Origin of the sequence: Haloarcula hispanica ATCC 33960, from assembly GCF_000223905.1 — an archaeon.
Classification (GTDB): Archaea; Halobacteriota; Halobacteria; order Halobacteriales; family Haloarculaceae; genus Haloarcula; species Haloarcula hispanica.
Genome location: NC_015948.1, coordinates 1,186,448 through 1,211,583, shown reverse-complemented (window position 1 = coordinate 1,211,583; position 25,136 = coordinate 1,186,448). Strand labels below are relative to the sequence as shown.

Here is a 25,136-nt window from a genome sequence, read left to right as displayed (position 1 = left end):
GCACTGAGCGACACTGGGTGCGGCATCGTGCGAACGACTTACTACAAAAGTAGTACCCATCGAAGGATTTAGGCGTCTTCCCCCGGAGTAGCCGGTATGGCACTCGAAACTGTTCTTCTTGCAGTTGGACCAAACGACGCCGACCGAATCGACGAACTCGCCGACGCCGTGCTCGATATCGCGAGCCCGGCCGGCGCGACAGTCATCGTCGCACACGTATTCACCGACGACCAGTACGACGGCGTCGTCGACAGGCTCGAATTCGAATCGACCGGCGAAGCCGACCCCGACGAGGTCGCCGACCGCCACACAACCGTCCGGGAACTCGTCTCGCGGTTCGACGACGCCGGGCTGTCGACACAGGTTCGCGGTGCCGTGGGCAATCACGGCGAGCAAATCGTCAGCCTCGCCGAGGTGACGGACTCGGACCTCGTCGTCGTCGGCGGCCGCAAGCGCTCGCCGACCGGGAAGGCCGTCTTCGGCTCCACCGCACAGGAAGTCATGCTGAACGCACCGTGTCCGGTCACGTTCGTCCGCGGCGAGGACTAAGACCGCAGAAACCGAGTTTTTCAGTTACTCCACCAGCGCGGCTTCGAGCAGTTCGAGCGGATGCCGGATCTCGTAGCCGCTGCCGTGTTCCATCTGCATCGCGCAGGTCGGGCACTCGGTCATGCCGGTTTCGCCCTCGGCGTGTTCCATGTGCTCGAACATCTCCTCGCCGATTTCCATCGACTTCTCGTATTTCTCTTCCTTCCAGCCGTAGGTTCCCGAGATGCCGGAACAGGAGTCGCCCACGTCCTCGACTTCAGCGCCGTCGAGGTCGCGGAACAGTTCGACGGCCTGGCGGTCAAGTCCCTGGTTGCGTGAGTGACACGGGGCGTGGTAGGCGAACTCCTCGGCGAGGTCGCCGTCAACGTCAGCCGCCTGCACTTCGCCCTTGAGGTCCTCGTGGATACGGAGGTACTCGACGGCTTCGAAGGTGTTCTCCGCCACTTTGTCGATACCGTCGATGTCGAACAGCTCGGGGTATTCCTGCCGTAGCGCCATCGAACACGAGGTACAGGAGGCAATGGCGTGGTATCCCTCGTCGACGAGTTCGGACATCGACGAGACGTTCGTCTCGGCGTGGCGGCGGGCGTCGTCGAGCATGCCGTTGGCGAACATCGGCGTCCCCGAACATTTCTGCTCGGGCGCGACGACCTCGTAGCCGAACTCCTCGTACACCCGGACCATCGCCTTGCCCACCTCCGGCGTGTTGTAGTTGGAGTAGCAGCCGTGGAAGTACGCCACTTTCTTGTCGGCGTCCTCGGGGAGACCGCGGCGCCTGCGGGCGGCTCTCGCGTTCTCCCGTGATTGGGCCTGACCGCCGCGGTCGGCCCACCAATCGCGGAAGGTCTGTTTCGCGAAGGCGGGGAAGTCACGCTCGCTGGTGATACCCATCGTCTTTTCCATGACCCAGCGGGCCGGCCCGAAGTTCATCGCGAAGTTTGCGAGTCGGGGGACCTTGCTCGCCAGGAACGCGGAGGTGCGGTAGTTCGCGAGGATGCGGTTGCGGATGTACTCGACGGAGAGCTTGTCCATCTGTTCGCTGACGTACTCCCCGCGAGCGGTGTTGTGCATCTGGCTGAGCGGGACACCCGACGGGCAGGCGTTGTCACAGCGCATGCAGTTCGAGCAGTCCATCACCGAGTCGTCGATCTCGTGGTCGTCGTCGGACTGCTTGAGCCGCCACTGCTCGGGGCCCTGGAACTTCGGGCCGGGGAAGTCGTCGTCGACCTCGGCGACGGGACAGTTCGTGTCGCAAGTCGAGCATTTGTAACAGGAGTCCGCGCCGGGTCGGAGGTCGAAGTCGTCGCTGTCGGGGAAGACATCGACTGGTTCGAACTCCTCGCCTGTGTTCGGTGCAACCGGGTCAAAGTCTGGTGGGGTTTCAGCGTCACTCATCGTGCCTCCTGTGCGGCGCGCTGGCCCGCCGCGTAGCCTGTGGCAATCGAGACGCCGCTACCGGATTTCTCGGCGGCGAAGTCGTAGCCGCCGAGCACGGAGCCGGCGGCGCGTAAGTTCTCGAACTCTCGGTCGTCGCTCGCATCGAGGGGCCGCAGGTCGTCGTCGGTCGCCACGCCGTAGCGGGCGAACTCGTGGTCGCCGAACAGCTCGCCCTCGAACCAGTCGTAGCGGTCCGCGGCGTGGGGAACGTGGCAGTCGAAGACGGGTTCGTACACCCCCTCGCGGTCGGACTCGACGCCCTTGCCGACGAAGCCGCCGGTCGCGAGGACGTACTGGTCGGCGCTGTTGGGTATCCTCGCGCCGTTCTTCTCGATGAACACTTTCTCGATACGGTCCTCGCCCTCGAAATCGACGACCGGATTACCGGTTTCGATGCTGGCTCCGGCCTCGTCAAGCGCCGCGAACAGCGCGTCTTCGAGTCGGAGGCCGGGCAGGGACGGCGGCCCCATCGGCACCTCGAACACGTCGACGCCGAGGTGGTCACTCAGCGCGTCACGGATAGCGCCGGGGTTGTCGTCGCCGAGAATCGCCGGGAAGCCGACCCGTTGTTCGTCTTCGAGCAGCGGGTTCACGCGCTGAGCAAGCGCCTCGCGGGCTGGGACCATGCGTCCGCGAACCGCCACCTCGCTGTTGGTATCGAGCAGTTTTGCGTACCGCGTGACCTTCGCGTCCGCGCGCAGGTCGCCCGGGAACCGGATGGTCTCGCCGCGGACATCGAATGGCACGCCCGTTGCGTCGAGATGGGCGGCGACGTGCGGGGCGTCGAAGTCGACCATTTCCTCGATGCCGACTAGCAGCGTGTCCCGGGTATCGCTGGCGAGGCCGGCGCTGGCCCCGGCCGGGTAGCGGGCGGTCGGTTTGATACTCCCGCCGTGGGTCGGCAGGAGCGCGTTCGCGTCCGTGTGGTCGCCTTCGTAGGTCGGGACCGCGTCGTCGAACAGCGACAGCGCGTCCCTGACTGTCTGGACGCCGACTTTCCGGTACGGATGCTCCGCCGGCAGGGTTGGAATCGCCTCGTACGGGTCAGTCAGCGGGCCGTCGCCGTCCGGTGTGTATCCGAGTACGTCGACAAGGCCCGACGCCTGCCGGAGCGTGCTCTGTTTGTAGGAGACCAGTCGCACGTCGGCTCCCTCACGAGCGGCCGCCAGCGCGCTGGTCAGCCCGCCGAGGCCGCCGCCGATGACGAGCACCTCCGACTCAATAGCCATTTGTCCCTCCGTCGGCGGCTACGTCCGCGCTGTCGACGCTGCCGCCTGTCTGTCCGCGGCCCGAATCGAACGCCGAGAAATCGACCGGGTCGCCGTCAGCCGGGTCCTGGTCGCGGTTCTGCGTGGTGGCGTGCAGCGCGTAGTTCAGCGCGGCCTGGGAGAGCTGTTCGCCCCAGAGAGCGTGTCGCTGCCCCTTCCAACGCTCCTGTAGCAGTTCGTCCCAGGCTTCGCGGACGACCGGCTCGTCGTACTCCGAGTGGAGCTCGCTCGCCATCCGGTGCGAGCAGAAGCCACCCTGACAGTTCCCCATCGACGCGCGGGTACGGATGCGGACGGCGTTGAGGTCCGAGCCGGACCCCTCGATGGCGTCCTGAATCTCGGCGCGGGTGACGCCCTCGCACTCACAGACCGTCGGGTTCGGCCCGTCGGTGTTGAGCACCTCGTCGGCCCGAGAGCCGAGCCGTTCGACACTCCGGCGACCGATTGGCGAGCGGAGCCCGAACTCGTCCATGTAGTCCCGCAGCACCGAGAAGTCCTCACTGCCGGGCAGGGGCACGTCGGCGGTCCGGCAGTCGGCGTCGATGCCGAACTTCCCACAGACGTGGTCGGCGATCTGCTCGCCCATCATCCGGTAGGTAGTGAACTTCCCGCCGACGATGCTGGTCATGCCGGGCAGGTCGTCGCGCTCGTCGTGATCGAGCAGGAAGAAGTCACGCGTGATGTCCGTCGGGTCGTCGCTGCCGACGTCCGGCGGTTCGTACAGCGGGCGAACGCCCCAGAACGAGCGGATGGTTCGCGCCTCGTCGAGCATCGGAATCAGCTCCGAGAGGGTGTCGATCATCATGTCGACTTCCCACTGCTCCTCGGGGTAGTCCTCGGGGTCCTCGACTTCCTCGTCGGTCGTGCCCAGAATCGCAGTGGTCTCGTGGGGCACGACGATATCGGCGTCGCCCTTGGGCCGACAGCGGTTGATGACGGTGTCGACCTGGCGGATGTTCATGATGGTCATGACGCCCTTGGAGGGGCGGACTTCGATATCGAGTCCGGCCATGTCGCCGATGCGACCGGCCCATGCTCCCGTCGCGTTCACGACGTAATCGGCGCGGATCTGTTCGGTTCCGCCCTCCGTGCCGTGGACGCGTTTTCCGGGGCCGGAGTCGTGTTCGACCTCGATGCCGACAACCTCGCCGCTCTCGACGAGGAGGTCGGTCACTTTGGAGTGTGTCTCGATGCGTGCGCCGTGTTCCTGTGCGCTCGCGGCGTTCGCGACGACTAGCCGGAACGGGTCGATGGCCCCGTCGGGAACGCTGATTGCCTTGTCGATGTCTTTCGCCAGGTGGGGTTCCATCGCCCGAGCCTCCTCGCCGGAGACGACTTCCGCGGGAATCCCGCACTCCTCACAGCCGCTCAGTTTCTTCTGGAAGTACTCTTCGGAGTCCTCCGGCCGCTTGACGAAGAGGCCGCCAGTCATTTCGACGCAGTGACTGGCGATGTCTCGGAGGACGCGGTTCTCCTCGATACACTCGGTCGCACTGGCCTGGTCCGAAACGGCGTATCGCCCGCCGCTGTGGAGCAGCCCGTGCATCCGACCCGTGGTCCCGTGGGTCAGGTTTCCCTGTTCTACCAGGGTCACGTCGAGCCCGCGCATCGCGAGGTCCCGCGCGATGCCCGCCCCAGTCGAGCCGCCACCGATGACGGCGATGTGTGGTGTCGGTCCCATCTATCTTTCCGTGGGTTTGGAGCGCATACACTTCACTTTACCGTTGCTGGTGCTTGGGCAGTAAATTTTCTATGTAATCATGAGGAATCCCGGTGACACCCACTGTTAATCGGAAACGCACACCACATTATTTTTTACTGATTGGTCAAGGCAGTGGTTGAACATATTCTCTCAAATTCGAGAGATAACTCCACATTTTCAATTACTGACGTACTACAGACGACGTTGCAGGATAGAAACCGCGCTCACGGATTAATTATCACTCCTACCGTTTCGACAGTAACTATTATATATTTTGATAGTGGACTATTCCCGAGAACGTGTTGGCCGTTCGGCCAACGGGAGCGACAATGAGTAAATGGAACCCACTTGATTCAGAAGACGGCCCGCCTGACGGGGAACGCACCGACGGCGGCGTCACAGAGGGGCGGGACGGAAACGAGTCGGAGACTGAACCGCCGTCAGCAGAAGCCCTCCAGAAGGACACAGAGACCGGAAACGGTCCTGAACAGGCGGAGCTGGAAGCACGATGTGAGCAACTGGCGGCGGAACTCGAACAAGAGCGGGCGGAACGTGAAGCGCTCGAAACCGCTGTCGACCGTCTCACTTCTGTTGCCAGGGCGAACGCCGACGGCGACCTCACTGCGAAACCGGGGCAGCCACCAGCTGAGGCAGCTGAGCCGCTGTACGACGCATACAGTGAACTGCTCCGGGAATGGACCGACACCGTCGACCGGATGGCATCGTTCAGCGAGCAGGTGACCGCCGCAACGGAACAGGTCGACACCCGTCTCGGGTCGGTCAAGTCCGCCAGCCGGGACGTGAGTGGCGCTGTCGGAGAGATTTCGACCGGGTCGGACGAGCAACGCGACGAGATACAGTCGATCTCCGACGAGATGCGGAACCTCTCGGCGACGATCGAGGAGATAGCGAGCGCCGCAAACGAGGTCGCGGACACGTCAGGCGAAGCCAGCGTTCGAGGCGAATCCGCACTGGAGTCGGCGTCCTCGGCGATGACGACGCTCGACCGGTTGACCGACAACGCCGAAGCGACCGTCGACAAGGTCGAACAACTGAACGACCTGCTGTCGGACATCGAGGAGATTGTGGGTTTCATCACGGACGTCGCGGACCAGACCAACATGCTGGCGCTGAACGCCAACATCGAGGCTGCCCGAGCAGGCGAATCCGGCGACGGGTTCGCCGTCGTCGCAGAGGAGGTCAAATCGCTCGCGACCGAGACGAAGGAGGCGACCGACGAGATCGCAGCCTCCATTCAGGAGGTCCACGAACAGGCCGACACGACGGTTTCGGAGATGTACGATACGCGGGAGAGTGTCGAAGACACCCGCTCGTCAGTCGCCAGCGCGCTCGATGAACTGGATTCTGTCGTCTCGATGGTCGAGGAGGTCGATTCGAGCGTCCAGGAGATCGACGATGCGACGGATACGCAGGCCGACTCCACGCAAGAAGTCGTGTCGATGGTCGACGACGTCGAGGACATCAGCGCCCGGACGGCCGAAGAGGCGGCTATCGCCGCCGACGCCGCAGCGGACCAGACGACGGAACTCGCAGAGGTCTCGACGCGGGTGTCGACGCTCACCGAGCGGGCCGAATCACTGGACGCGTCGCTGGATTCCTTCGAACTTGCGACCGGTTCGGCGGCGGCGAACACGGACGGAACCGTCGTCGAGTTCTGGCACGCGATGGGCGGCGAGAAAGCGCTACTGCTTGAAGAGCTCGTCCGCGAGTTCGAATCACAGACCGAGGGTATTAGTCTCACACTGCGGTCGAAAGGGAGCTACCGCGGGACCCTCGATGCAACGCTGAACGCCGCCGAAAACGGCGACCCGCCTGCGATCGCACAGATCTTCGAGATCGGCACTACGCGTGCGCGCGACAGTGGACACTTTACGCCAGTCGAGGAACTCCTCCCCGCAACCCACATCGACTCGCTGCTCGACCCGGTGACGAACTACTACCGCTTCGACGGGACGCTCCACTCGCTCCCGTTCAACGCGTCGAACCCGGTGATGGCGTACAACCGCGACGCGTTCAGGGAGGCGGGGCTCGATCCCGATTCACCGCCGGAAACCCTCGCTGACGTACGAAGCGCGGCCGAGCAGCTCGTCGACGGGAGAGGCGTGGATACAGGTATCACGTTCGCGAACTACTCGTGGTTCGTCGAACAGTGGTTTGCCGAGGCTGACCAGCTCCTCGTGGACCAGAACAACGGGCGGTCCGGGTCGCCAACGGAGAGCCATCTCGACGGGAAGTTCGCCCACGACTTATTCGAGTGGTGGAAAGGCCTCGAAGCGGACGGACTGTACCACGACCCCGGCATCGAAGCCAGAGGAGCCGCTCGGACTCACTTCGCTGAGGGGAACGCTGCGATGCTGATCGGCTCGACATCGTCGCTGAACAGCATCGAAAGCAGCGCTGACTTCGACGTCGGAACCGGCCGGTTCCCCGTCCTCGACGACCGGACCGGCGTACTCGTCGGCGGTGCGTCTCTCTGGGTCGGTGATGCGGTTTCCGAGGCCGTGCACGACGCGGTCGGCGAGTTCCTCACATGGCTCACCGAACCGGCCCAGCAGCGTCGGTGGCATCAGGAAACCGGGTACTTCCCAGTGCACGCCGATGCGATTCCACAGCTCCGGTCGGCGGACTGGTTCGAACAGAACCCACACTACAGAACGGCGTTCGACCAGCTCGTCGACACACGCGACACCACGGCGACACGGGGCGCACAGATCGGTCCGTTCGATACGGTGCGAACGATCATCGAAGACGCGGTCGACAGTATGGACGGGCCCGACTCGATCCCGTCCGCGCTCGACCGACTCGACACACAGGTCACGAAACAGCTTGAGCGGTACGATTCCGACCGGTAGCGCCGTCCCGTCCTTTCTTTACTAGCCAAACATCACCATTAGTAATCTTTATAATGGTTCACTATGTTGTTTACTGTCAAGGTGGTAGCTTTCATAAATAAGCTACCTCCACCACGGAGAACACAACAATGGCAGACACATACGTTGGCGCGATCGACCAGGGAACGACTGGCACTCGCTTCATGGTATTCGACCATAGCGGCCAGGTCGTTGCGAACGCCTACGAGAAGCACGAACAGATCTATCCGGAGCCCGGCTGGGTCGAGCACGACCCCGTCGAAATCTGGGAAAACACGCAGGAAGTCGTGACCAAGGGGCTTGCGGATGCAGGTGTCGGTGCCGAACAGCTGGAGGCACTCGGCATCACGAACCAGCGTGAGACGACGATCGTCTGGGACAAAGAGACCGGCAAGCCGGTCCACAACGCGCTGGTCTGGCAGGACCGCCGAACCACCGACCGCGTCGAGGAGATCCAAGAGGAAGACAAGGTCGAGTGGATCCGGGGGAAGACCGGGCTGGAATGTGACGCCTACTTCTCGGCAACCAAGACCGAGTGGATCCTCGACAACGCGGAGCCACTCAAGATGCAGAGCTCGCGCGGCGCTGACCTCCGTGAGCGGGCCGAAGACGGTGAACTCCTGATGGGGACCATCGACGCGTGGCTCATCTACAAGCTCACCGGCAACCACATCACGGACGTCTCGAACGCATCGCGGACGATGCTGTACAACATCCACGACATGGAGTGGGACGACGAACTCCTCGAAGAGTTCGGCGTCCCGGAGTCCATGGTTCCGGAAGTCCGCCCGTCCTCCGACGAGAGCCTGTACGGACACACCGATGCGGACGGCTTCCTCGAAGAGGAAGTCCCCGTTGCGGGCGCGCTGGGTGACCAGCAGGCCGCACTGTTCGGCCAGACCTGCTTCGACAAGGGTGATGCGAAGAACACCTACGGTACCGGCGCGTTCTATCTGATGAACACCGGTTCCGAAGCAGTCGCCTCCGATAACGGCCTGCTGACGACGATTGGCTTCCAGATGTCCGGTGAACCCGTCCAGTACGCGCTTGAAGGCTCCATCTTCATCGCCGGCGCGGCAATCGAATGGCTCGAAGACGTCGACCTCATCAACAACGCCGCCCAGACGGCGGAACTGGCCCGCTCGGTCGAATCGACCGACGGTGTCTACATGGTGCCGGCCTTCACGGGGCTCGGCGCTCCGCACTGGGACGGCCGCGCTCGCGGGACGATTGTCGGGATGACTCGCGGAACGCGAAAAGAGCATATCGTGCGTGCGACCCTGGAATCCATCGCATACCAGACCCGCGACCTCGCGGAGGCGATGGAGGAAGACTCCGGTGTCGAGATGACGACGCTGCGAGTCGACGGCGGTGCAGTCAAGAACAACTTCCTCTGTCAGCTCCAGTCGGACATCATCCAGACGGATATCGCCCGCCCGCAGGTCGACGAGACCACCGCACTGGGGTCGGCCTATGCGGCCGGTCTCGCCGTCGGGTACTGGGACACCGTCGACGAGCTCCGCGACAACTGGCAGGTCGACAAGGAGTTCTCGCCGGAGATGGACGCCGAGAAGGCAGACAAGATGTACGATCGCTGGGACGACGCCGTCGACCGTTCCCGCGACTGGGCACAGGAGGAATAACAGATGGCAATCGCATTCGGACTCACGGCAGTCGATATGCTCGTCCTCGCCATCGCGGCGTTCGCGGGCGGCGCGTTCGGGGCATCTATCGGTGCACTCCCGGCGTTCTGTTTCACCGGCTTCATGGTGCTTATCGGAGAAGCCGGCAACGTCGTCTCAGAGTCGTTCGTCGGCGGTTCTCCTGACGTCATCGCGGGTGGCGCCGGTGGGTACGGAGCCGGCATCGTCGGCCCGCTGGCCTTCGGTCCCGTGTTCGGGCCACACGTCGCCTTCGCTGGTGGTGTGGCAGCAGCCGCTTACGCCGCGAAGTACGACGGAATGTACGAGCCGGACGACGGTGACTACCACCCGGCGAAGGACATCGCCTACGCCCTCGGTACCCGACCGGACGTCCTCGCCGTCGGTGGTGTGTTCGGCATCCTGGGGATGGCAATCCGGCAGACGTCCGGTGGACTCGGGATTCCAATCGACCCGCCTGCAGCAGGCGTTATCCTGACGGCTGTTATCGCCCGTCTGGTCTTCGGCTACCCGGTTATCGGCCGTGCCCGCGGAAGTGGCCTGCTCGATATGTCGCCGTTCGAGAGCGGAAAGATGCGGTCGAGCAACAGTGAAGAAGTCGCAACGGATGGCGGAGCCATGGCTGCCGAGCGACCGGCTGTCGAGCCGTGGCTGCCACACCAGTACAAGTGGACACACGTCGCAATGCTCGGGCTCATCACCGGCATCCTCGGTGCGTACATCTTCGCGAAGACTGGAAGTCTCTTCCTCCCGTTCGGTATCTCAGCAGCGAGTCTGCTGTTCCTGAACCTCGGCGTGGAGAAATTCCCGGTCACACACCACATGACGCTCCCAGCAACGTTCGTCGCTAGTATGGCGATGACGGATGGAGCGAGCGTCCTAGTCGCGCTCGGACTGGGCGCATTCTTCGGTATCCTGGGTGCGCTGTTCGGTGAGGTCTACCAGCGCATCTTCTATGCGCACTCGGATACGCACTTTGACCCGCCAGCCGCCTCGATCATCACGACGACCCTCATCCTGGGCATTCTGGCACTGGCTGGAGTGTTCACGACGTCCGCAGCGATCCCCCTGCCGTAAGAACTCATACGGCTTTTTATTTACAGGTCCAATCGAATATACACACGATCTAATTTCCAAGCATGGACATCGAAGCGAGAATCAAGCGTCGACAACGCCGGAACGGTGAGCCACGGCTCATTCAGGATTACGAGTCGATCTCACCGGTCGTCCACATAGAGGAGCCGGCTGACCGCGGTCCGGTGCTCGAGCGCCTACTTGACCACCTCGATCCGGTGTTCGATGGGCAGCTTCCGCCGAACGCGTACGTGTACGGCCCCCGTGGTTCAGGGAAGTCCGCAGTTATCACGGCGCTGTTCGCCAATTTAGAACAGCTCCCGACGGAACAACAGGCGATTATCCACACGACGACCCGTGCACAGCCACCGACCTCGCCGTCGTTCGTCTACGTGAACGCCCGAGAGACCGCAAGCGAGTTCGCGTTCTACCATGCAGTGCTGGACTCGCTCGTGGACGAATCGGTGCCGGAACACGGGATCGGGACGGAGACGCTCAAATCCCGACTCCACGAACTGGTACGAGAGCAACGCACGGGCATCGTCATTGCAGTCGACCACATCAGCGAACCGGAGAGCATCCAGGCCCCGGCCCTCGTTGACCTGTTTGCTGGCTTACCGAGCAACGTCAGCTGGCTCGCTATCGGTCGCGACGACCCGTCGACAACGGAACTGACGCGGTACACCGCCGAGTCGATCAGTATCGACCGCTATCAGCGGCAGATGCTCGTCGACGTGTTGATGACCAGAACCTCGAACGGGCTGGCTCAGCAGGGACTCGATCACGGTCTGGCGAGGCATATCGCCGATTGGGCGGACGGAAACGCCCACGATGCCCTTGCCGCACTGTTTATCGCTGCGGAGTTGGCCGAGGAACGGGGCCAGGACCGCATCACACAGGCCAACGTCGACGCGGCCATCGCGGAGGTGCCCGACCCCTGCATTTCGTTGGGCGTCGTCCTCTCCCTGCCGACGAACCGACAGGCCGTTCTCAGGGAACTCATCGACCTGGAGGAGAGCGAACGCTCCTCGGTAACGGCAACGACGGAGGCGATTGCGTCGGCACAATCAGTCGATCTCTCGGCCGGGACCGTCAAGCGGTTCCTCTACGAAATGGCCGAATCCGGTGTCGTCGACCGTGTCGAGGCGACGACCACCAACGGACAGGGCCGCCCGCCGAGCCGTGTCGAACCGCGGTTCCCCCCGACGGCCTTCCGGCGGCTGTACGACCTGCAACAGTAGGCCGACGTTTCGCGGTCAGGTCGACGCTTTTCAAACGCGCTGTGACGGGTCACCTGTGCCGCCAGTCAGCGCGGACGCCAGTGCGCCACGGACTACGACATCGTCACCGAACTGCGTCAACTGGATATCCGGAATGTTCGACATCACCATGTCGTCGAGCCGGTCTCGGATCGGGTCTAGCACCTGCTCGGGGTTGTTGAGCGCAACGGCCCCACCGACGTAGACGACGAGGGGCGCGTACGCGTGGACGATGTTCGCGACGCCGATCGCGTTCCAGTGACAGATCTGGTCGAGGACGTGGGACGCGAACTCGTCTTCGCCGGCATATTCGAAGATATCCGCCGCGGAAAACTCCTCAGTCTCGATCGGGAGCGCCGTCTCGACGGGGTCCTCCCGGTGCAGTTGTGTGGCGTACCGCGGGATGTTCTCGCCCGAACAGTACGCTTCCCAGTGGCCGTCGTGCCCACAGCCACAGGTCATGAACCCATGTGGGTCGATCGTCAAGTGGCCGACTTCTCCAGCGTTGCCGTCCCAGCCTGAGAGGATATTCCCGTCGACAGCGACCCCGGCACCGACCCCGGAGGAGATTGTGAGATACACCATGTCATCGGGGCTCCGGTCCGAGTAGAACCGCTCACCGATGACGCCGGCGTTGGCGTCGTTGTGCAGCGACACCCGCTCGCTGCCGATGAGATTTTCCACCGGCCCGGTCAGCGGAATCCGGTCGATGGTGTCGGGGAGGTTCGCGGGGTTTTCGACGACCCCTTCGGCCAGATCCATCGGACCGAAGGACCCGATACCGGCGGCAACCACGTCTGTGGGGGCGATATCGGCGGCGTCACAGGCCTGTCGGATCGCGTCGAGGACCGCCTCCGTGACCGCGATACCTGCCGGTCCACGCGGTGTCTCAGTTTTGTGTGACGAGAGTATCGAACCCGTCTCGTCACCGATAACAGCCCGAATATGTGTCGCTCCGAGGTCGACCCCTGCGTAAGCGCCCATGCTGGTCGAAGGGTTGCCCCACCGATACTTAACTACACAGATTCTACCGCGGTCAGTAGTCTCGCTCCCTGCCCGAGATGTCCTCTCGGCCAACGGCCTCCTCGTAGACGACGCCGCGCTCGGAGTCTAGCGTGACGGTCGATCCGTCGGAGACAGCATCGGGCAAGTCCGCGTTCGAGATCATCGGAATCGAAAGCTCGCGGGCGACGATGGCCGCGTAGCTCGTGACGCCCTCGTGGGCGTCGATGATGCCCCCGATGCGGCTGGTGTCGCCGACGAACTCGCCGTCGAACCCTTCGGGCACTGCCAGAATAGCCCCGTCGGGGACGTTCGAGAGGTCGCCCGGCGACTCCCGGGGCGGCGCTGTCGAAATCCGGTGGACGGGGCCGGTCACCAGGCCGTCGACGATGGACCGACCGCTAGCGACTGTTTCGGCCGCGACGTGGACTTTCAGCATGTTCGCCGTGTTCATCCCCTCCAGTTCAGTCATCATCCCGGAGAGAACGACGACCGTGTCACCGCTGTCCGCGGCTTCGGTGTCGAGAGCCGCCTGCACTGCCGTCTGGATGACGGCATCAGCGCCTTCGGTGGTGTACTCGGTCGTTACGGGTGTGATACCCCACGAGAGCGCGAGCTTCCGGCGGACGCGCTCGCTCGGCGTCGACGCGACGATGGGGATCGAGGGCCGGTACTTGGCCGATTTCAAAGCGGTGTAGCCGGACTCGGACGCGGCGACAATCGCCGACGCCCCGATGTCGCGAGCGAGGAACCGACCGGAGCGCGCGAGCGCGTCTGTCCGGGTGTCACCGGCGTTTGGCACGCGCTGTTCCCGGGACTCGGCGTACTCCTCGCTGCTCTCGACATCGCGGATAATCCGGTCCATCGTCTCGACGACGCGAGCCGGGTGGTCACCGATCGCCGTCTCGCCCGAGAGCATCACTGCATCGGTGCCGTCAAGCACTGCGTTTGCTACGTCTGAGGCCTCCGCGCGGGTCGGCCGCCGGGAGTGGACCATCGAGTCGAGCATCTCGGTGGCCGTGATGACCGGGACGCCGGCCTCGTGACACCGACGGATGATACGCTTTTGAATGATCGGCACGTCTTCGAGCGGGCACTCGACGCCGAGGTCACCGCGGGCAACCATCACGCCGTAGGCCTCGTCGATGATCGAGTCGAGGTTCTCGACGGCCCCGGCCCGTTCGATCTTGGCGATGATCGGGATGTCGACGCCGCGCTCTTCGAGCGCCTGGCTGATCTCGTAGATGTCCTCGCCGTCACGGACGAACGACGCGGCCACGAAATCCGGCTCCTTCTCGGCGGCCACGTCGAGTTCTCGCTCGTCGTTTGCCGTAATCGTCGGCAGGTCGAGTTCGACGCCGGGAACGTTGACACCCTTGCGGGCGGCCAGTTCACCGCCGTTCTCGACGGTCGCAAACACCGTGTCGTCCTCGACACGTTCGACAGTCGTCTCGATGCGTCCGTCGTCAAGCAACACCCGGTCGCCCGGCTCGACCGCCGTGATCGACTGCGAGAGGCCGACCTCCTCGGGCGTCGCGTCGTCGCCGACGACGTAGCGGATGGTGGACCCCTCCGTGAGCTGAATCGGCTCGTCGATCTCCGCGGTCCGGACTTCCGGCCCAGGCATATCGAGCATGGCCGCGACCGGTTCCTCGACCGCCTCGTCTACCTCGCGGATGCGATCGATCATTTCACGGCGGTGTTCCGGCGAACCGTGGCTCGCGTTCAGTCTGGCAACAGACATCCCGGCCTTTGCAAGTGACGCGATGTCGTCGACCGAGTCCGACGCAGGGCCGAGGGTACAGACAATCTTTGCGCTACGCATTGTGACCTCCGTCTCTGGGGAGCCACAGTTTACAGCGTTCATAGTTAATCATACCCTGCCGTTCCCCGCGAAGGGATAAGAACCTTGCTGGACGGCGTAGCTACCGGGAAATCGCTTCCGTGTCGCCACTGAGAATCGAACGGATCTCGTCGGGTGACACGACGGCAATGTCACCCGGAATCGTCCGTTTGAGTGCGGCTGTCGCAGCACCCCAGGCGAGCCCGTCCGCGACGCTGCCACCGGAGAGATACTGCGAGAGGAAGCCGCCGACGAAGGAGTCGCCGGTCCCGACCGGATGGGCGTCGGTCGACTCGAACGTCGGTTGCTCCGTTACAGCCCCGTCGGCAAGCGCGAGCGCCCCGTCGCTGCCACGGGTGATTACTGTTGCTTCGAACCCGTACTCGGCGGCGAGGTCCCGGGCAATCGTTTCCGCATCACCGGTCCGGTCCAACACGACGTTCGCGTCGCGTTCGGCGACGACGAGTACGTCGACAGACGGGAATAGCCCGGTCAGGACCGAGCGGGCTTCCGCCGGCGTCCAGAGCTTCGAGCGGTAGTTCAGATCGAGGCTCGTGGTCGTGCCCGCGTCCTGTGCGAGCGAGAGGAGGTCAGCAGTGGTCGATTCGAGCGTCTCTGAGAGCGCCGGTGTGATACCCGAGGTGTGGAATCCCGCGGCGTCCGCGATGGTCTCCGTCGGAAGCTCCCCCGGTGTGGCGGTCGTGACACTGGCGCTCTGGCGATCGTAGATAACATCGTTGCCCCGCGGTGGACTACCCTGCTCCAGATAGTAGGTTCCCTGTCGGGCGCTGTCTGAGTCGTCCCAGGCGACATCGACCGATACGCCATGGTGTTTGAGTTCTCCCGTGACTCGGCGACCAACCGGTGAGTCGGGGAGCTTTGAGGCCCACAATGCATCGAGCCCAAGCCGTTGAGCAGCGACCGCGACGTTTGACTCCGCACCAGCCGCCCTGACGGTGTACTGGTCTGCAGTCTCCAGTCGCTCGTCGTCAGGTGGCGACAACCGCAACATCGTCTCACCGAACGTAACTAACTCCGTCATATCCGACGTTGCTCACTGGCTGGGTATAAATCCCGGAGAACCCGTCGTCTAACGGACCTGTTAATTACACCTTACTGGGGTGGAGGGCGTTAGCTCGTATTTTTCGTCATGGGTTATGGACAGTATAAGTTTTCTCCAAAAGTTTATGTGCTATACTAATTTAGACACGCCAGTATGGATTCAGGGAGAGATGGTGGTGGGCCGTCCGTCTTTAGGCGGAACCTACTCCGTTCGATTGGTGCGGCCGGACTGGCCGGACTTGCAGGCTGTGGTGGCAGCGAGGGAGTGACAGATGGGGACGGGACGCCGACCCCAACGCCAGTTGGAAACTTTCCGGTGTCCGGGGATTCGGTGACGTTCGGTTTCAACGTCGCTTCCTCGGGGGCATACTCAACGGCCGGCAAGCAGGAGCTCCGAGGTTTCAAACTCGCGGTCAAGCACATTAACAACGGTGGTGGGTGGGTAACGAGCGAGCAGTACGAGTCACCGCTGGACGGTGACGGACTTCTCGATAAGGATGTCGAATTCGCTGTCGAAGACACGGGTGGTAATTCGGAGACCGCCCGGAGCAACGCACAGCGGCTTGTTGATAGCGAGGAGGTGATTATGCTTGCTGGCGGAACGTCCAGCAATTCCGGCCTGGCCAATCAGGAGGTCGCCGCACAGAACCAGGTCGTGTACATGGCGACGATGGCCAACGCGAACTCGCTGACGGGTATCGACTGCAACCGGTACTCCTTCCGCGAGATGTACAACAACCACATGGCGGCCAAAGCGCTGGCTCCGGCCCTCAGTAACGAGTTCGGAGACGACGTCAATTACGTCAAGATCTCCCAGGACAATGAGTGGGGACAGACGCTCCGGGATGAGATGGATACAGCCCTCGGGAATCTCGGCTGGGCACCTGTTTGGGACACAACTGCACAGGTCGGGACGACCGACTACTCTCAGTACGCAGAAGACATCAAGTCGGTCGATTTCGACGTGATAGTGCTCGGACTGGGGGGCCTCGACGCAGTAAACGCACTCAGAGCGTTCCGGGAGGAGTTCCCGGAGTCGAATATCGTCCTTCCGATAGCCTCGAAAGATATTGCCCGGACCGCAGGCGATGCGATAGAGGGTGTTATCGGGACGGTCGCCTGGAGTCCGGAGATCAACTCGCCGCTGTCTGATACCTTCCGAGAATCGTTCCGTGAGGAGTACGGCAGTTCGACGGGGACCTCGAAATCGGCGTCCCCATCAGGAGCAGCCCACATCGCATACACGCAAACGCTACAATACGCCAGTGCAGCCGAGCGGGTGGGAACGTTCAATCCGATCGATGTCATCGGAGCGCTCGAAGGACACGAGTACGACGCCGGTCTCGGACCGCAGACGCTCCGAGCCTGTGACCACCAGGCGATGCGCCAGGTGCCAGTCGTGAAAGGAAAGCCAGAGGTTCAGCAGTCCTACGGCACCTACTACGGCCTGATTGGGGAACCAGCGGATGTACAGTACGCATGCGACAGCGGTCCAGCGGCTAACTGCTCGCTTGGAGGGAACTAGCTATGAGTTCAGGAGACACACAGATACCAGACAGTTCAGAAAACGATTCGAACGCCTCCGGTGGGATTCTTGCAACAGTCGTCCCGGATTTCATCCGGCGAAACTTCGCACTCAAATTCGGTATCGTCCTCTTCGTGATGGCGCTGTCGGTTGGGCTCATCGGCCTTGCCGCGACAGAGCAAGTCAAGGACTACACGGAACAACAGGTTCTGAGCGACTACGAAAACGCCGCCGCACAGGAGGCTGATATCCTGTCACAGTGGGTTGATCGAAACCGGTTATCGACCCAGTTCGTCTCTTCCGACGACGTTTGGGCCAGTAGTGATACCGAAGACATCAATATCGAACTCAACAATCGGAAAGCCGCCTTGTCCGCAGATGCTGCCGACATCCATCTGGTCGAACGGAATGCCGGCCAATCCCAGGTTGTCGCCAGCACATCTAACTCACAGGTGCTAACTAACTCGGCGCTCGAATCGACGAGCAGGGCCTGGCTTACCGGTGCGAACTTCGAAACGGCAAGCGATGTCGCCGTCTCCGACGTGTACCAGACGAACTCCGGCCCGGTCGTCGGCTTCGCCAGTCCTGTCGATGCCTCACAGAACCGGTATATCCTCATCGAGTACTCGCTCGACGAAATCGCGAACTCGCTTCAGGGGAACAACAGGGCCGAAGGCGGATTCACGCAGGTCGTCAACGGGTCGGCGGTCGTCATGATCGACGAACCCAGAGACGGGAGCCGCGGCCTCGGCGAAAACATGCTGCAGTCGTATAGCTCGAACAGCCCTGCCACGGAACCGATCGACGCGGCAGATGACCTCCGCTCGTCGGAGCAACAGTCCGGCGTCACCGCTGACATGCCGGCGACTGACGTACTCAACGAGCGCTACACTGTCGGCTATGCACCGATTCAGGGCACTGACTGGGTCGTTCTCGTACACGCACCCAACTCCGCGGTCTTTGGCTTCGTCCAGAACGTCCAGCAGTACGGACTTATCGGCACGGCACTGATGGTGTTGCTCATCGCGGGCGTCGGTGCGATACTCGGGTACAACACGGCAACGTCCATCGACCGCCTGACCCGAAAGACGGACCAGATGCGACAGGGGAACCTCGACGTCGAGATCGCCACCAGTCGTATCGACAATATCGGCCGCCTGTACAGCGGGTTCGCTGATATGCGCGACGCGCTCAAACAACAGATCAACGAGGCCGAGCGTGCACAGAAAGAGGCAGAGGTTTCCCGCGCGGAAGCCCTTGAAGTCAACAAATACCTCCAGAAGAAGGCCGAAGAATTCTCCGACGTGATGGAGGAGACGGCCGCTGGAAACCTCACCGAGCGGATGGCAACCGACGGCGAGAACGAGTCGATGGACCGGATCGCCAGCGAGTTCAACGGCATGGTCGACGAACTCGAAAAGACGATCGGTCAGCTCAACAGCTTCGCCGACGAAGTCGCGGAATCCGGAGACGTCGTTCTGTCGAGTGCGGAGTCCGTCCGTGACGCGTCCGAGCAGGTGGCCGAATCCACACAGAAAATCTCCGACGACGCCTACGACCAGAAGGACCGCCTCGCGACCATCTCAGAGGACCTCGATACCCTCGTGGACACGCTCGAAGAACTGGAAGCGGACAATCCGGACATCGACCTTGGTGACTCGCTCGAGCGGTTCCGGACGGTGGCGACGACGCTACAGTCGGCAGCCGAGACAAGTGACCAGATGATGGCCGAAACCCAGACCGTGGCCGGCGCAGCCGAAGAGCAGGCCGCAGAGCTCAACGAAGTGTCTTCGCGTGCCGAACAGCTCAAACGCTACGCGAAGCCACTCGGTGACATCCTGAACCGCTTCGAGACCGAAGCCGAGCACGAGTTCGTCTTCTCGGGCGGTCCGTCACAGAGTCTGGGCGAAGAGGAAGAAGAGTAATCCGGTTCACCGAAACCGATTTTCGCGCTGGCGACGTACTTCTTTCAATGAGCGACGACGCAGGAGAAATCTCGCAGGCGGAACTCGCCGAGTACTGTCGAACCCAGGCTGCGATTCTTGCTGGCCATCTGGACCAGCGCAGTGCGGAGCTCTCCGATTTGCTCGAAGAAATCGAACAGGACACCGCCGACGCTCGTGCGACATTGTCTGAAAGTTCAGGCCGACCGGAACCCGATGCGGAAGCCGCTGTCGAAAACATCGAGGCCAAGCAGAAGCGAGCGCAGGCGAAACAGGACGTAATCGACGAATACCGGACGCTCGCAGAGGGCTATACGGATCTCGCCGAGCAACTCACTGAGGGGTCCGGTGATCTTGAAACCGTTCTTGAATTCGAAATCGATACCGATGCCCCGACATATTTCGACGCCGAGACAACGATTCTGGGAGTGGCGACTGGAGAAGACAAGTAGTAGTCTATTTTACAGGACGCTCTGCACCACAGACAGGCTGCTCTACAGCGCCGGGGCTGGTGGCAACTGCGGTTCGGCAACGACCCAGCGCTGGTACAACATTCGACATCACTGAGGTGGGGCAACAACTACCCCCACCGCGTTCACCGTGCTAAACCGTTTTAGCGCCAGCGGTCAATCAGTCGACACTGCTGACTCCATCTTAGCGGATTTAGCTGTCGCAGCCTCGGGGCTTCCTTGTCCGAGTTCCACAGCAGCCAGTACAAGAAAGCCACCGATGAATATCGTGTTTTTCAGAATGTACGCCGCGAACGCGTCAAACAGCCACGGAACTGTCCCTAGTAGAAACGGTTCCTGGAAGTACGCGGATCGGGCAATCACGAGCGTCGCGAGGGTGACAAACTGGTGGCCAAGGAACAGGAAAAATATGGCCCGAATTTTCTGGAGGAGGAACAACAGCCCGATCGTCAGCTCATACACTCCAATGAACACCATCACTGCGGTCAGAGAGATCCCTAGTTCCGGAAGACCAAGGATAGTGACCACCGCATGGACCTCACCACGGACTGGTGTCGATAGCCCGCTAAACAGTGCCTGGACCTTCAGAAACCCATAATATGAAAAAACGAAGGCATACGTGAGGAATGCTATGCGTGTCCCGTACGGCACTAGTATGCCCTCGACGACGCGGTCAATCACTTCATTGTACTTCTGTACCATGAACCGAAGTGGTGACAGTCCACCACCGGTTTGACTTTGTACCTCACCCATACTCCGTTTCCCATCCAAGTCCCCACTATATATAATCTTATGCTGACATTTGGGCGCAAAGTGCCACAGAACGAACCAAATTCATCAGTAGCTTCTGAAATGCGGTGGCCGAGAGATAAAGAGAGTTCCCGCTATTCAGAAGTGTAGTTGTTGGATCGGCTGATTCCATGTGAGACTGAGTAGGTTGAACCACCTACGTCCGACGAGACGAACCAAATTGACGACCGTCGCTCCGGCGCTTCGAACACGGACGACGAGCAATAGGATTACCCTTGACTGTGGAACCAGTGGCGAGCCGCCGCTGTTTCCTCAAAGAGATCGCGGTTGATCGAGTCGTCAGCCATATCGACGACTTCTCGACGGATATCTGTGAAACGACGCTCTCGGGCATAACCAGCGAGGTGTTCGAGACCGGGACATGCCCGCTAAATTCACGTCGTTTCGACCACCAACCCCCATTCGATATAGCTGCATACAGTTTATGTGTTCGGAACAGACCGTATGATGGTGAGTCCGAGGACAGTAGATGGACTACAGACAGTAATCTCAGCCACTTAGCTCCACAGACTTCCGACACGCACTGGTGAGGAAACGAGATCACGAATTGAACGTCCGCTCGACGAGGTATTTGACCAGATAGAACCCACCAATAAGGGTAACAGCCATGACTACGAGTACAATCGCAATCATGAACAAAAGGACAAGTGCGTCGTTAGCCATCGGACCCACCCGCCTGAGAGAGTGCGTATCGTCGAACGCGCATGTCGCTAGCTTCAGCCTGGACACGCTAATGAAGTAGGGTTTCAGTCCGACATTCTCTGGCACTCGCGGTTTATATTGGGTCCACTTTCGATATACCTGGGTGATCCATGTGAAAAAGGGATAGCAAGGCTCGAGTAGGTCACGTATCTGGTTGCTGACAGCGTCCTATACCTTGCACTGAACAGAGCGTTCAGGGACGGTGGTGGAAAGCGGGACATTCCGCTCAGTCGGGAGCGGAAATATCGAATATGGCTGACCGTAACCGAAGTCACCGGTACGCAGCGGTCGCTTCTGAGGAAGGCCATTCTGCATTTGGCTACGGAACCGTCGACAGGGTATTTTAATGGCGATCTGTGTTTCCCAACCGAGTCACGACGGAACAGAACCAAATCGTGTTCTCGTGGCGAGAGGGCGCTTTTCGGCCACTGCAGCGAACCAGTGGTGTGTAGGGTCACGATAGCGAGGGTCGCCAAGACTGGCACTGTAGCAGCGACGGGTGCGCGCTTTAGCAGCTTGTGGAGTACACTTTGGGGCCTTGAGTCCGAGAGAGAACAGTCCCGGCATACTTAGGCAACGACGGCTTCCCCCAATAAAGTCGTAATATGGCGATTACGGCGGGACATAGACGGCCTCTCCATTTGGCAACAGCGCCAACAGGCGCGTCACCAGAACTGACGCGCGTGTCATCCGGGAAAGTCGCGGCTGTCGGTATGCAGCGTGAGAGAGCAAGGGGACAGTATGCAGGAAGGGTCTGCGACACCTGAGCGGTTGCGACAGACTGTCCGGTCCACTGGTTTGAGTATTGGTGAGTAGCTGAACCAGGCCGGAATAGTCTCGGACCCACTCGAAGTGGTCTCTCACTAGATCAGAACGACACTGCCTCGTATTGACAATCCGTGACTGTGCTACCATACGTCTTTATCCTGCTGTGTTGAATAGCGTCTCCTGAGCCACGGTGAGGCGGCACCGATTTTGAGATTACCGGCATCAGCCCCTGACAAGTCAATTCAAATTTCCACTGTCCCGACCAGCACCGCTATTCAACACAGCAGTCTACTCTGCTCTGTTGAATAGCGGCATCTGAGCTACACTGAGACGACCCCGGTCTTGAGACCACTAGCGTCAGCTACTAACAAGCCGACTCAAATTCCGACCACCTCAACCAACACCGCTATTCAACAGAGCACTTTATCCGGGTAATGGAATGGACCGATCAGATGAGGGACAGAAATCTACGCTCCTTTTGTATTTGTGTATCTGACCTTATCTACTGCTAAAATGACAGACTAATATCAGTATCGGCGCATAACTCCCGAAAATAGGGTACCACGCACCCAAATAAGTGTGTTTATCCCTGAGTATGGGACTACATTGAAGTCCCCGGCGTCCCAGGGTAAAATGTGTCCAGTGACAGTGAACGAACGACGGTTCGGACGTACATTCCGGCCTACCAGAAAGAACAGTGGCAGGCCCACGCCGAGGAACTGGATATGAGTCAAAGCGAGTTCGTCCGGACGATGGTACAGGCGGGCCGAAGCGGGTTCGAGCCAGTAGCATCCGAAACAACCGAGTCGGACGCCGCTGAGAGCGAGAGCGAGGAACCCCGTTCTCCGGACGCTACCCCTGGGGGTGACGGGCTGGAAGACCGGGTCCGAGAGATTCTGGCTGACGGAGACTACTACGAGTGGGACGACCTGCTCGCCGAACTGACCGACGATATCGAGGAACGCCTCGAAGAGACGCTGCAGGAACTGCAGTCCAACAACGAAGTGCAGTACAGCGGGCGACACGGAGGGTACGTTCGGGACGAATGAGCACGGATACGACCACGCCGGACGCCGAGTCGGACCCGGTCGGGTATTTCCTCGATGACATCACGTACCACGGAAAGAGCGACCGAACTCGTGCCTCCTACGAGCGCGTCCTTCGGGACTTCGAGTCCTATCTGGCAGACGGCCACCAGCCCATTCCCGTCCAGGAGGCCTCCCACCGGGACTGCATGGCATATGTTCACAGCCTCCGCGGTAACGTCGAAGAAAGCACAGTCGCGACGTACGCCTCCTATCTACACCGGTTTTTCGCGTACATGACACAGGTAGGTGTCTTCGAATCGAACCCGATGACGCTGGTCATGGAAGAGATGGACGAGTCCATCAATACCGACCCGACCCGCCGCGAAATCGACCTCCAGTCGATGCGGACGTTCGTCGACAGCGTCCCACATCCGCTAGAGCGGGCTATCGTAGTGACGTTGCTGAAAACGGGTATGCGGGCCGGCGAACTGTGTAACCTCGATATCCATGACCTCAACCTCGAAACCCCCGGCCCCAGACCGGAGATCCCGGTCCGAGCGGGGCTCGACGGGCGTCCGGACTCGTTGTTCGTCGCGGCAGACACGGCTCGTGGCGAGGCCAGTAACGGGGAAGAGCGGACAGCGTCCAACAAGCGGAAACGGGAGACGACGATCCCTGTCGACGCCGAACTGGCATCAGTGCTGCGGCACTGGCTCGCAATTCGGCCGGACACACAGTCCCCAGCAGCGCCACTGTTTGTGTCTACAAGCGACAGCTGGGGGGAACGGCTCACGCCGAATATGGTACACCACATCGTCGAATCCCACGCCCGCGAGTTCGGTTGGTACACGGACGGTGGGGGAGCCGAAGAGAACGTTACGCCGCACTACTTCCGGCACTTCTTCACGACGCATCTCCGGGACCGGACCGGTGATCGCGGCGTCGTCAAATACCTCAGAGGCGACGTGGCACAGGACGTCATCGATACCTACACCCACGAATGGGGAACTCGGGTCAGGGATGTGTACGAGGCCGAAATTTACTCGCTACTGTGAATTTTATTGTTGGATTTTCAACACTATGGCCACACTCCGAGTGGTGGCTGCTGAACTGATAAATCATATAGCGCTATATAGAACTGGGCGAATTCTGCTTCCCAGCCGTGTTGTCTCAATGGACGATTTCGATAGCCGCTACGAGACAGGAGGTACGGCCGGGTTTCACTGTGGGGCCTCCCAGCGGTAGCTCGACCGAGCAGCGCTCTGGCACGCGCTTGTTGGGGGATTCCCGACCGGACTACAAGAGATCATACCGGCTCGAAATGGAACGTCCTACTGGTGGCTGCAGATGCCGGGATCACGCACGTCTCAGACGTAGACCCTTCCGGATGCAGGTCCCTGGGAGGGCTACTCGGGGTCCAGAAGTTTCGACTCCGCAGTTCGGAGATGTTCGAGGAGCGTGGTCTTCGAAATATCCATCTGGTCGGCGAGTTCGCGGACCGAAATCCCACGCGGCCACTGATAGTAACCGGCCTCGCGGGCCGCTTCGAACGCGCGCCGCTGGGCCGGCGTTAGCGAGTCGGTTCGGAGCCCACCCACCGACCGCTCGGAGTCGCTGTCAGGCGTGACGATGGACTCGACCGACACGTCAGCGTCGGCGTCGGCTTCGACGGCATCGAGTGCGGACTGTATTTCGGGCCGCTCTCCGGTGAAGCTCACTTGCCACCGTTCGCGCCCGTCTTCGATACGAACGGGCGCGCTGTGGACGAATCCGTGTTCGAGGAGTGTTGGGCAGACTAACTCTTCTGGGTCGTACTCTAGCAGGAACTGTCTGACGACGGTTCCCGGTGCATCGCGCTTGTGTCCGATGCGTGCCTGAAGTTCCTGTATCTCTCCGGCGTGAGGTGACGCACGGACTGCGTCGAGGCAGTTCTCGACGTCTGACTTCGTAGCGCCATACGCTGTAAACACGCCATTGACCGATGCCGCTGGCGACTGGGCGGTCTGTTGCACCGTGTGTGCCAGGATGCCGCCATCAGTGCAGTCGGTCGCTTCGATAGCCCAGCAGTTCGGATGCCACAGGTCGAGTGTTAGCCGTGCTCCGGCGCTATCGGTTTGGCTCATGGGATGTGCTGAAATATTT

The 25,136-nt window shown here is 61.3% G+C and carries 19 protein-coding genes; 10 read left to right on the top strand and 9 right to left on the bottom strand.

Annotated features, from left to right (window positions below; all coding sequences use genetic code 11):
- Positions 1-96: 96 nt before the first annotated feature.
- The gene (locus tag HAH_RS06155) at positions 97-549 is read left to right on the top strand and encodes a universal stress protein (protein WP_014040138.1); all 453 of its coding nucleotides are present in this window, start codon (positions 97-99) and stop codon (positions 547-549) included.
- Positions 550-573: 24 nt separating this feature from the next.
- Here HAH_RS06155 and HAH_RS06150 read toward each other — a convergent pair whose 3' ends face one another.
- Genes HAH_RS06150 through glpA form a run of 3 tightly spaced genes read right to left on the bottom strand, consistent with a single transcriptional unit; the run spans position 574 to position 4,935 of the window.
- Positions 574-1,944 carry an anaerobic glycerol-3-phosphate dehydrogenase subunit C gene (locus tag HAH_RS06150; RefSeq protein ID WP_014040137.1) on the bottom strand — a complete coding sequence of 457 codons (1,371 nt, stop codon included), beginning with the start codon at positions 1,942-1,944 and terminating at the stop codon, positions 574-576.
- A complete protein-coding gene (glpB, locus tag HAH_RS06145; protein WP_014040136.1) occupies positions 1,941-3,215 on the bottom strand; it encodes a glycerol-3-phosphate dehydrogenase subunit GlpB in 1,275 nt (424 codons plus the stop codon). Before glpB ends, HAH_RS06150 begins: the two co-directional genes overlap by 4 nt.
- Positions 3,205-4,935 (bottom strand): anaerobic glycerol-3-phosphate dehydrogenase subunit GlpA, encoded by a 1,731-nt coding sequence (glpA, locus tag HAH_RS06140; RefSeq protein ID WP_014040135.1) that lies wholly within the window; start codon positions 4,933-4,935, stop codon positions 3,205-3,207. The genes glpB and glpA overlap by 11 nt, the downstream gene beginning before the upstream one ends.
- Before the next feature lie 350 nt (positions 4,936-5,285).
- Here glpA and HAH_RS06135 point away from each other — a divergent pair, with 350 nt between their 5' ends.
- The 4 genes from HAH_RS06135 to HAH_RS06120 all read left to right on the top strand — a co-directional run bounded on the left by HAH_RS06135 (position 5,286) and on the right by HAH_RS06120 (position 11,823).
- A complete protein-coding gene (locus HAH_RS06135; RefSeq protein WP_014040134.1) occupies positions 5,286-7,829 on the top strand; it encodes an extracellular solute-binding protein in 2,544 nt (847 codons plus the stop codon).
- 128 nt (positions 7,830-7,957) lie between these two features.
- Positions 7,958-9,490 carry a glycerol kinase GlpK gene (glpK, locus tag HAH_RS06130; protein ID WP_023843226.1) on the top strand — a complete coding sequence of 511 codons (1,533 nt, stop codon included), beginning with the start codon at positions 7,958-7,960 and terminating at the stop codon, positions 9,488-9,490.
- A gap of 3 nt (positions 9,491-9,493) precedes the next feature.
- On the top strand, positions 9,494-10,585 hold the full coding sequence (locus tag HAH_RS06125; RefSeq protein ID WP_014040132.1) for a hypothetical protein: 1,092 nt from the start codon (positions 9,494-9,496) through the stop codon (positions 10,583-10,585).
- Between the two features lie 62 nt (positions 10,586-10,647).
- Entirely contained in the window at positions 10,648-11,823 is a 1,176-nt protein-coding gene (locus HAH_RS06120) for a Cdc6/Cdc18 family protein (RefSeq protein ID WP_014040131.1), read from the top strand.
- A gap of 30 nt (positions 11,824-11,853) precedes the next feature.
- Here HAH_RS06120 and HAH_RS06115 read toward each other — a convergent pair whose 3' ends face one another.
- The 3 genes from HAH_RS06115 to kdgK1 all read right to left on the bottom strand — a co-directional run bounded on the left by HAH_RS06115 (position 11,854) and on the right by kdgK1 (position 15,728).
- Positions 11,854-12,825: an ROK family protein gene (locus tag HAH_RS06115; protein ID WP_014040130.1), complete on the bottom strand. Its 972-nt coding sequence runs from the start codon at positions 12,823-12,825 to the stop codon at positions 11,854-11,856.
- A 52-nt stretch (positions 12,826-12,877) separates the two neighbouring features.
- Positions 12,878-14,668 (bottom strand): pyruvate kinase, encoded by a 1,791-nt coding sequence (gene pyk / locus HAH_RS06110; protein ID WP_014040129.1) that lies wholly within the window; start codon positions 14,666-14,668, stop codon positions 12,878-12,880.
- Between the two features lie 100 nt (positions 14,669-14,768).
- A complete protein-coding gene (kdgK1, locus tag HAH_RS06105) occupies positions 14,769-15,728 on the bottom strand; it encodes a bifunctional 2-dehydro-3-deoxygluconokinase/2-dehydro-3-deoxygalactonokinase (RefSeq protein ID WP_014040128.1) in 960 nt (319 codons plus the stop codon).
- A 336-nt stretch (positions 15,729-16,064) separates the two neighbouring features.
- On the opposite strand from kdgK1, the gene HAH_RS06100 reads away from it, so the two are divergent.
- Genes HAH_RS06100 through HAH_RS06090 form a run of 3 tightly spaced genes read left to right on the top strand, consistent with a single transcriptional unit; the run spans position 16,065 to position 19,668 of the window.
- A complete protein-coding gene (locus tag HAH_RS06100; RefSeq protein WP_014040127.1) occupies positions 16,065-17,273 on the top strand; it encodes an ABC transporter substrate-binding protein in 1,209 nt (402 codons plus the stop codon).
- Positions 17,274-17,275: 2 nt separating this feature from the next.
- Entirely contained in the window at positions 17,276-19,198 is a 1,923-nt protein-coding gene (locus HAH_RS06095; protein WP_014040126.1) for a HAMP domain-containing protein, read from the top strand.
- A 47-nt stretch (positions 19,199-19,245) separates the two neighbouring features.
- Positions 19,246-19,668: a hypothetical protein gene (locus HAH_RS06090; RefSeq protein WP_014040125.1), complete on the top strand. Its 423-nt coding sequence runs from the start codon at positions 19,246-19,248 to the stop codon at positions 19,666-19,668.
- Between the two features lie 174 nt (positions 19,669-19,842).
- Here the strand turns inward: HAH_RS06090 and HAH_RS06085 are convergent, their stop codons facing one another.
- Both HAH_RS06085 and HAH_RS20275 read right to left on the bottom strand, forming a co-directional pair.
- Positions 19,843-20,439, bottom strand: a complete 597-nt coding sequence (locus HAH_RS06085; RefSeq protein ID WP_023843222.1) for a hypothetical protein — start codon at positions 20,437-20,439, stop codon at positions 19,843-19,845.
- Positions 20,440-21,036: 597 nt separating this feature from the next.
- Positions 21,037-21,159: a hypothetical protein gene (locus tag HAH_RS20275; protein ID WP_004962120.1), complete on the bottom strand. Its 123-nt coding sequence runs from the start codon at positions 21,157-21,159 to the stop codon at positions 21,037-21,039.
- Between the two features lie 1,442 nt (positions 21,160-22,601).
- On the opposite strand from HAH_RS20275, the gene HAH_RS06075 reads away from it, so the two are divergent.
- Positions 22,602-23,015 carry a DUF5805 domain-containing protein gene (locus HAH_RS06075; RefSeq protein WP_014040122.1) on the top strand — a complete coding sequence of 138 codons (414 nt, stop codon included), beginning with the start codon at positions 22,602-22,604 and terminating at the stop codon, positions 23,013-23,015.
- Positions 23,012-24,049, top strand: coding sequence for a tyrosine-type recombinase/integrase (locus HAH_RS06070; protein WP_014040121.1), 1,038 nt, complete (start codon positions 23,012-23,014; stop codon positions 24,047-24,049). Before HAH_RS06075 ends, HAH_RS06070 begins: the two co-directional genes overlap by 4 nt.
- Before the next feature lie 351 nt (positions 24,050-24,400).
- Here HAH_RS06070 and HAH_RS06065 read toward each other — a convergent pair whose 3' ends face one another.
- Positions 24,401-25,117: a helix-turn-helix domain-containing protein gene (locus HAH_RS06065; protein WP_014040120.1), complete on the bottom strand. Its 717-nt coding sequence runs from the start codon at positions 25,115-25,117 to the stop codon at positions 24,401-24,403.
- Positions 25,118-25,136: the final 19 nt, after the last annotated feature.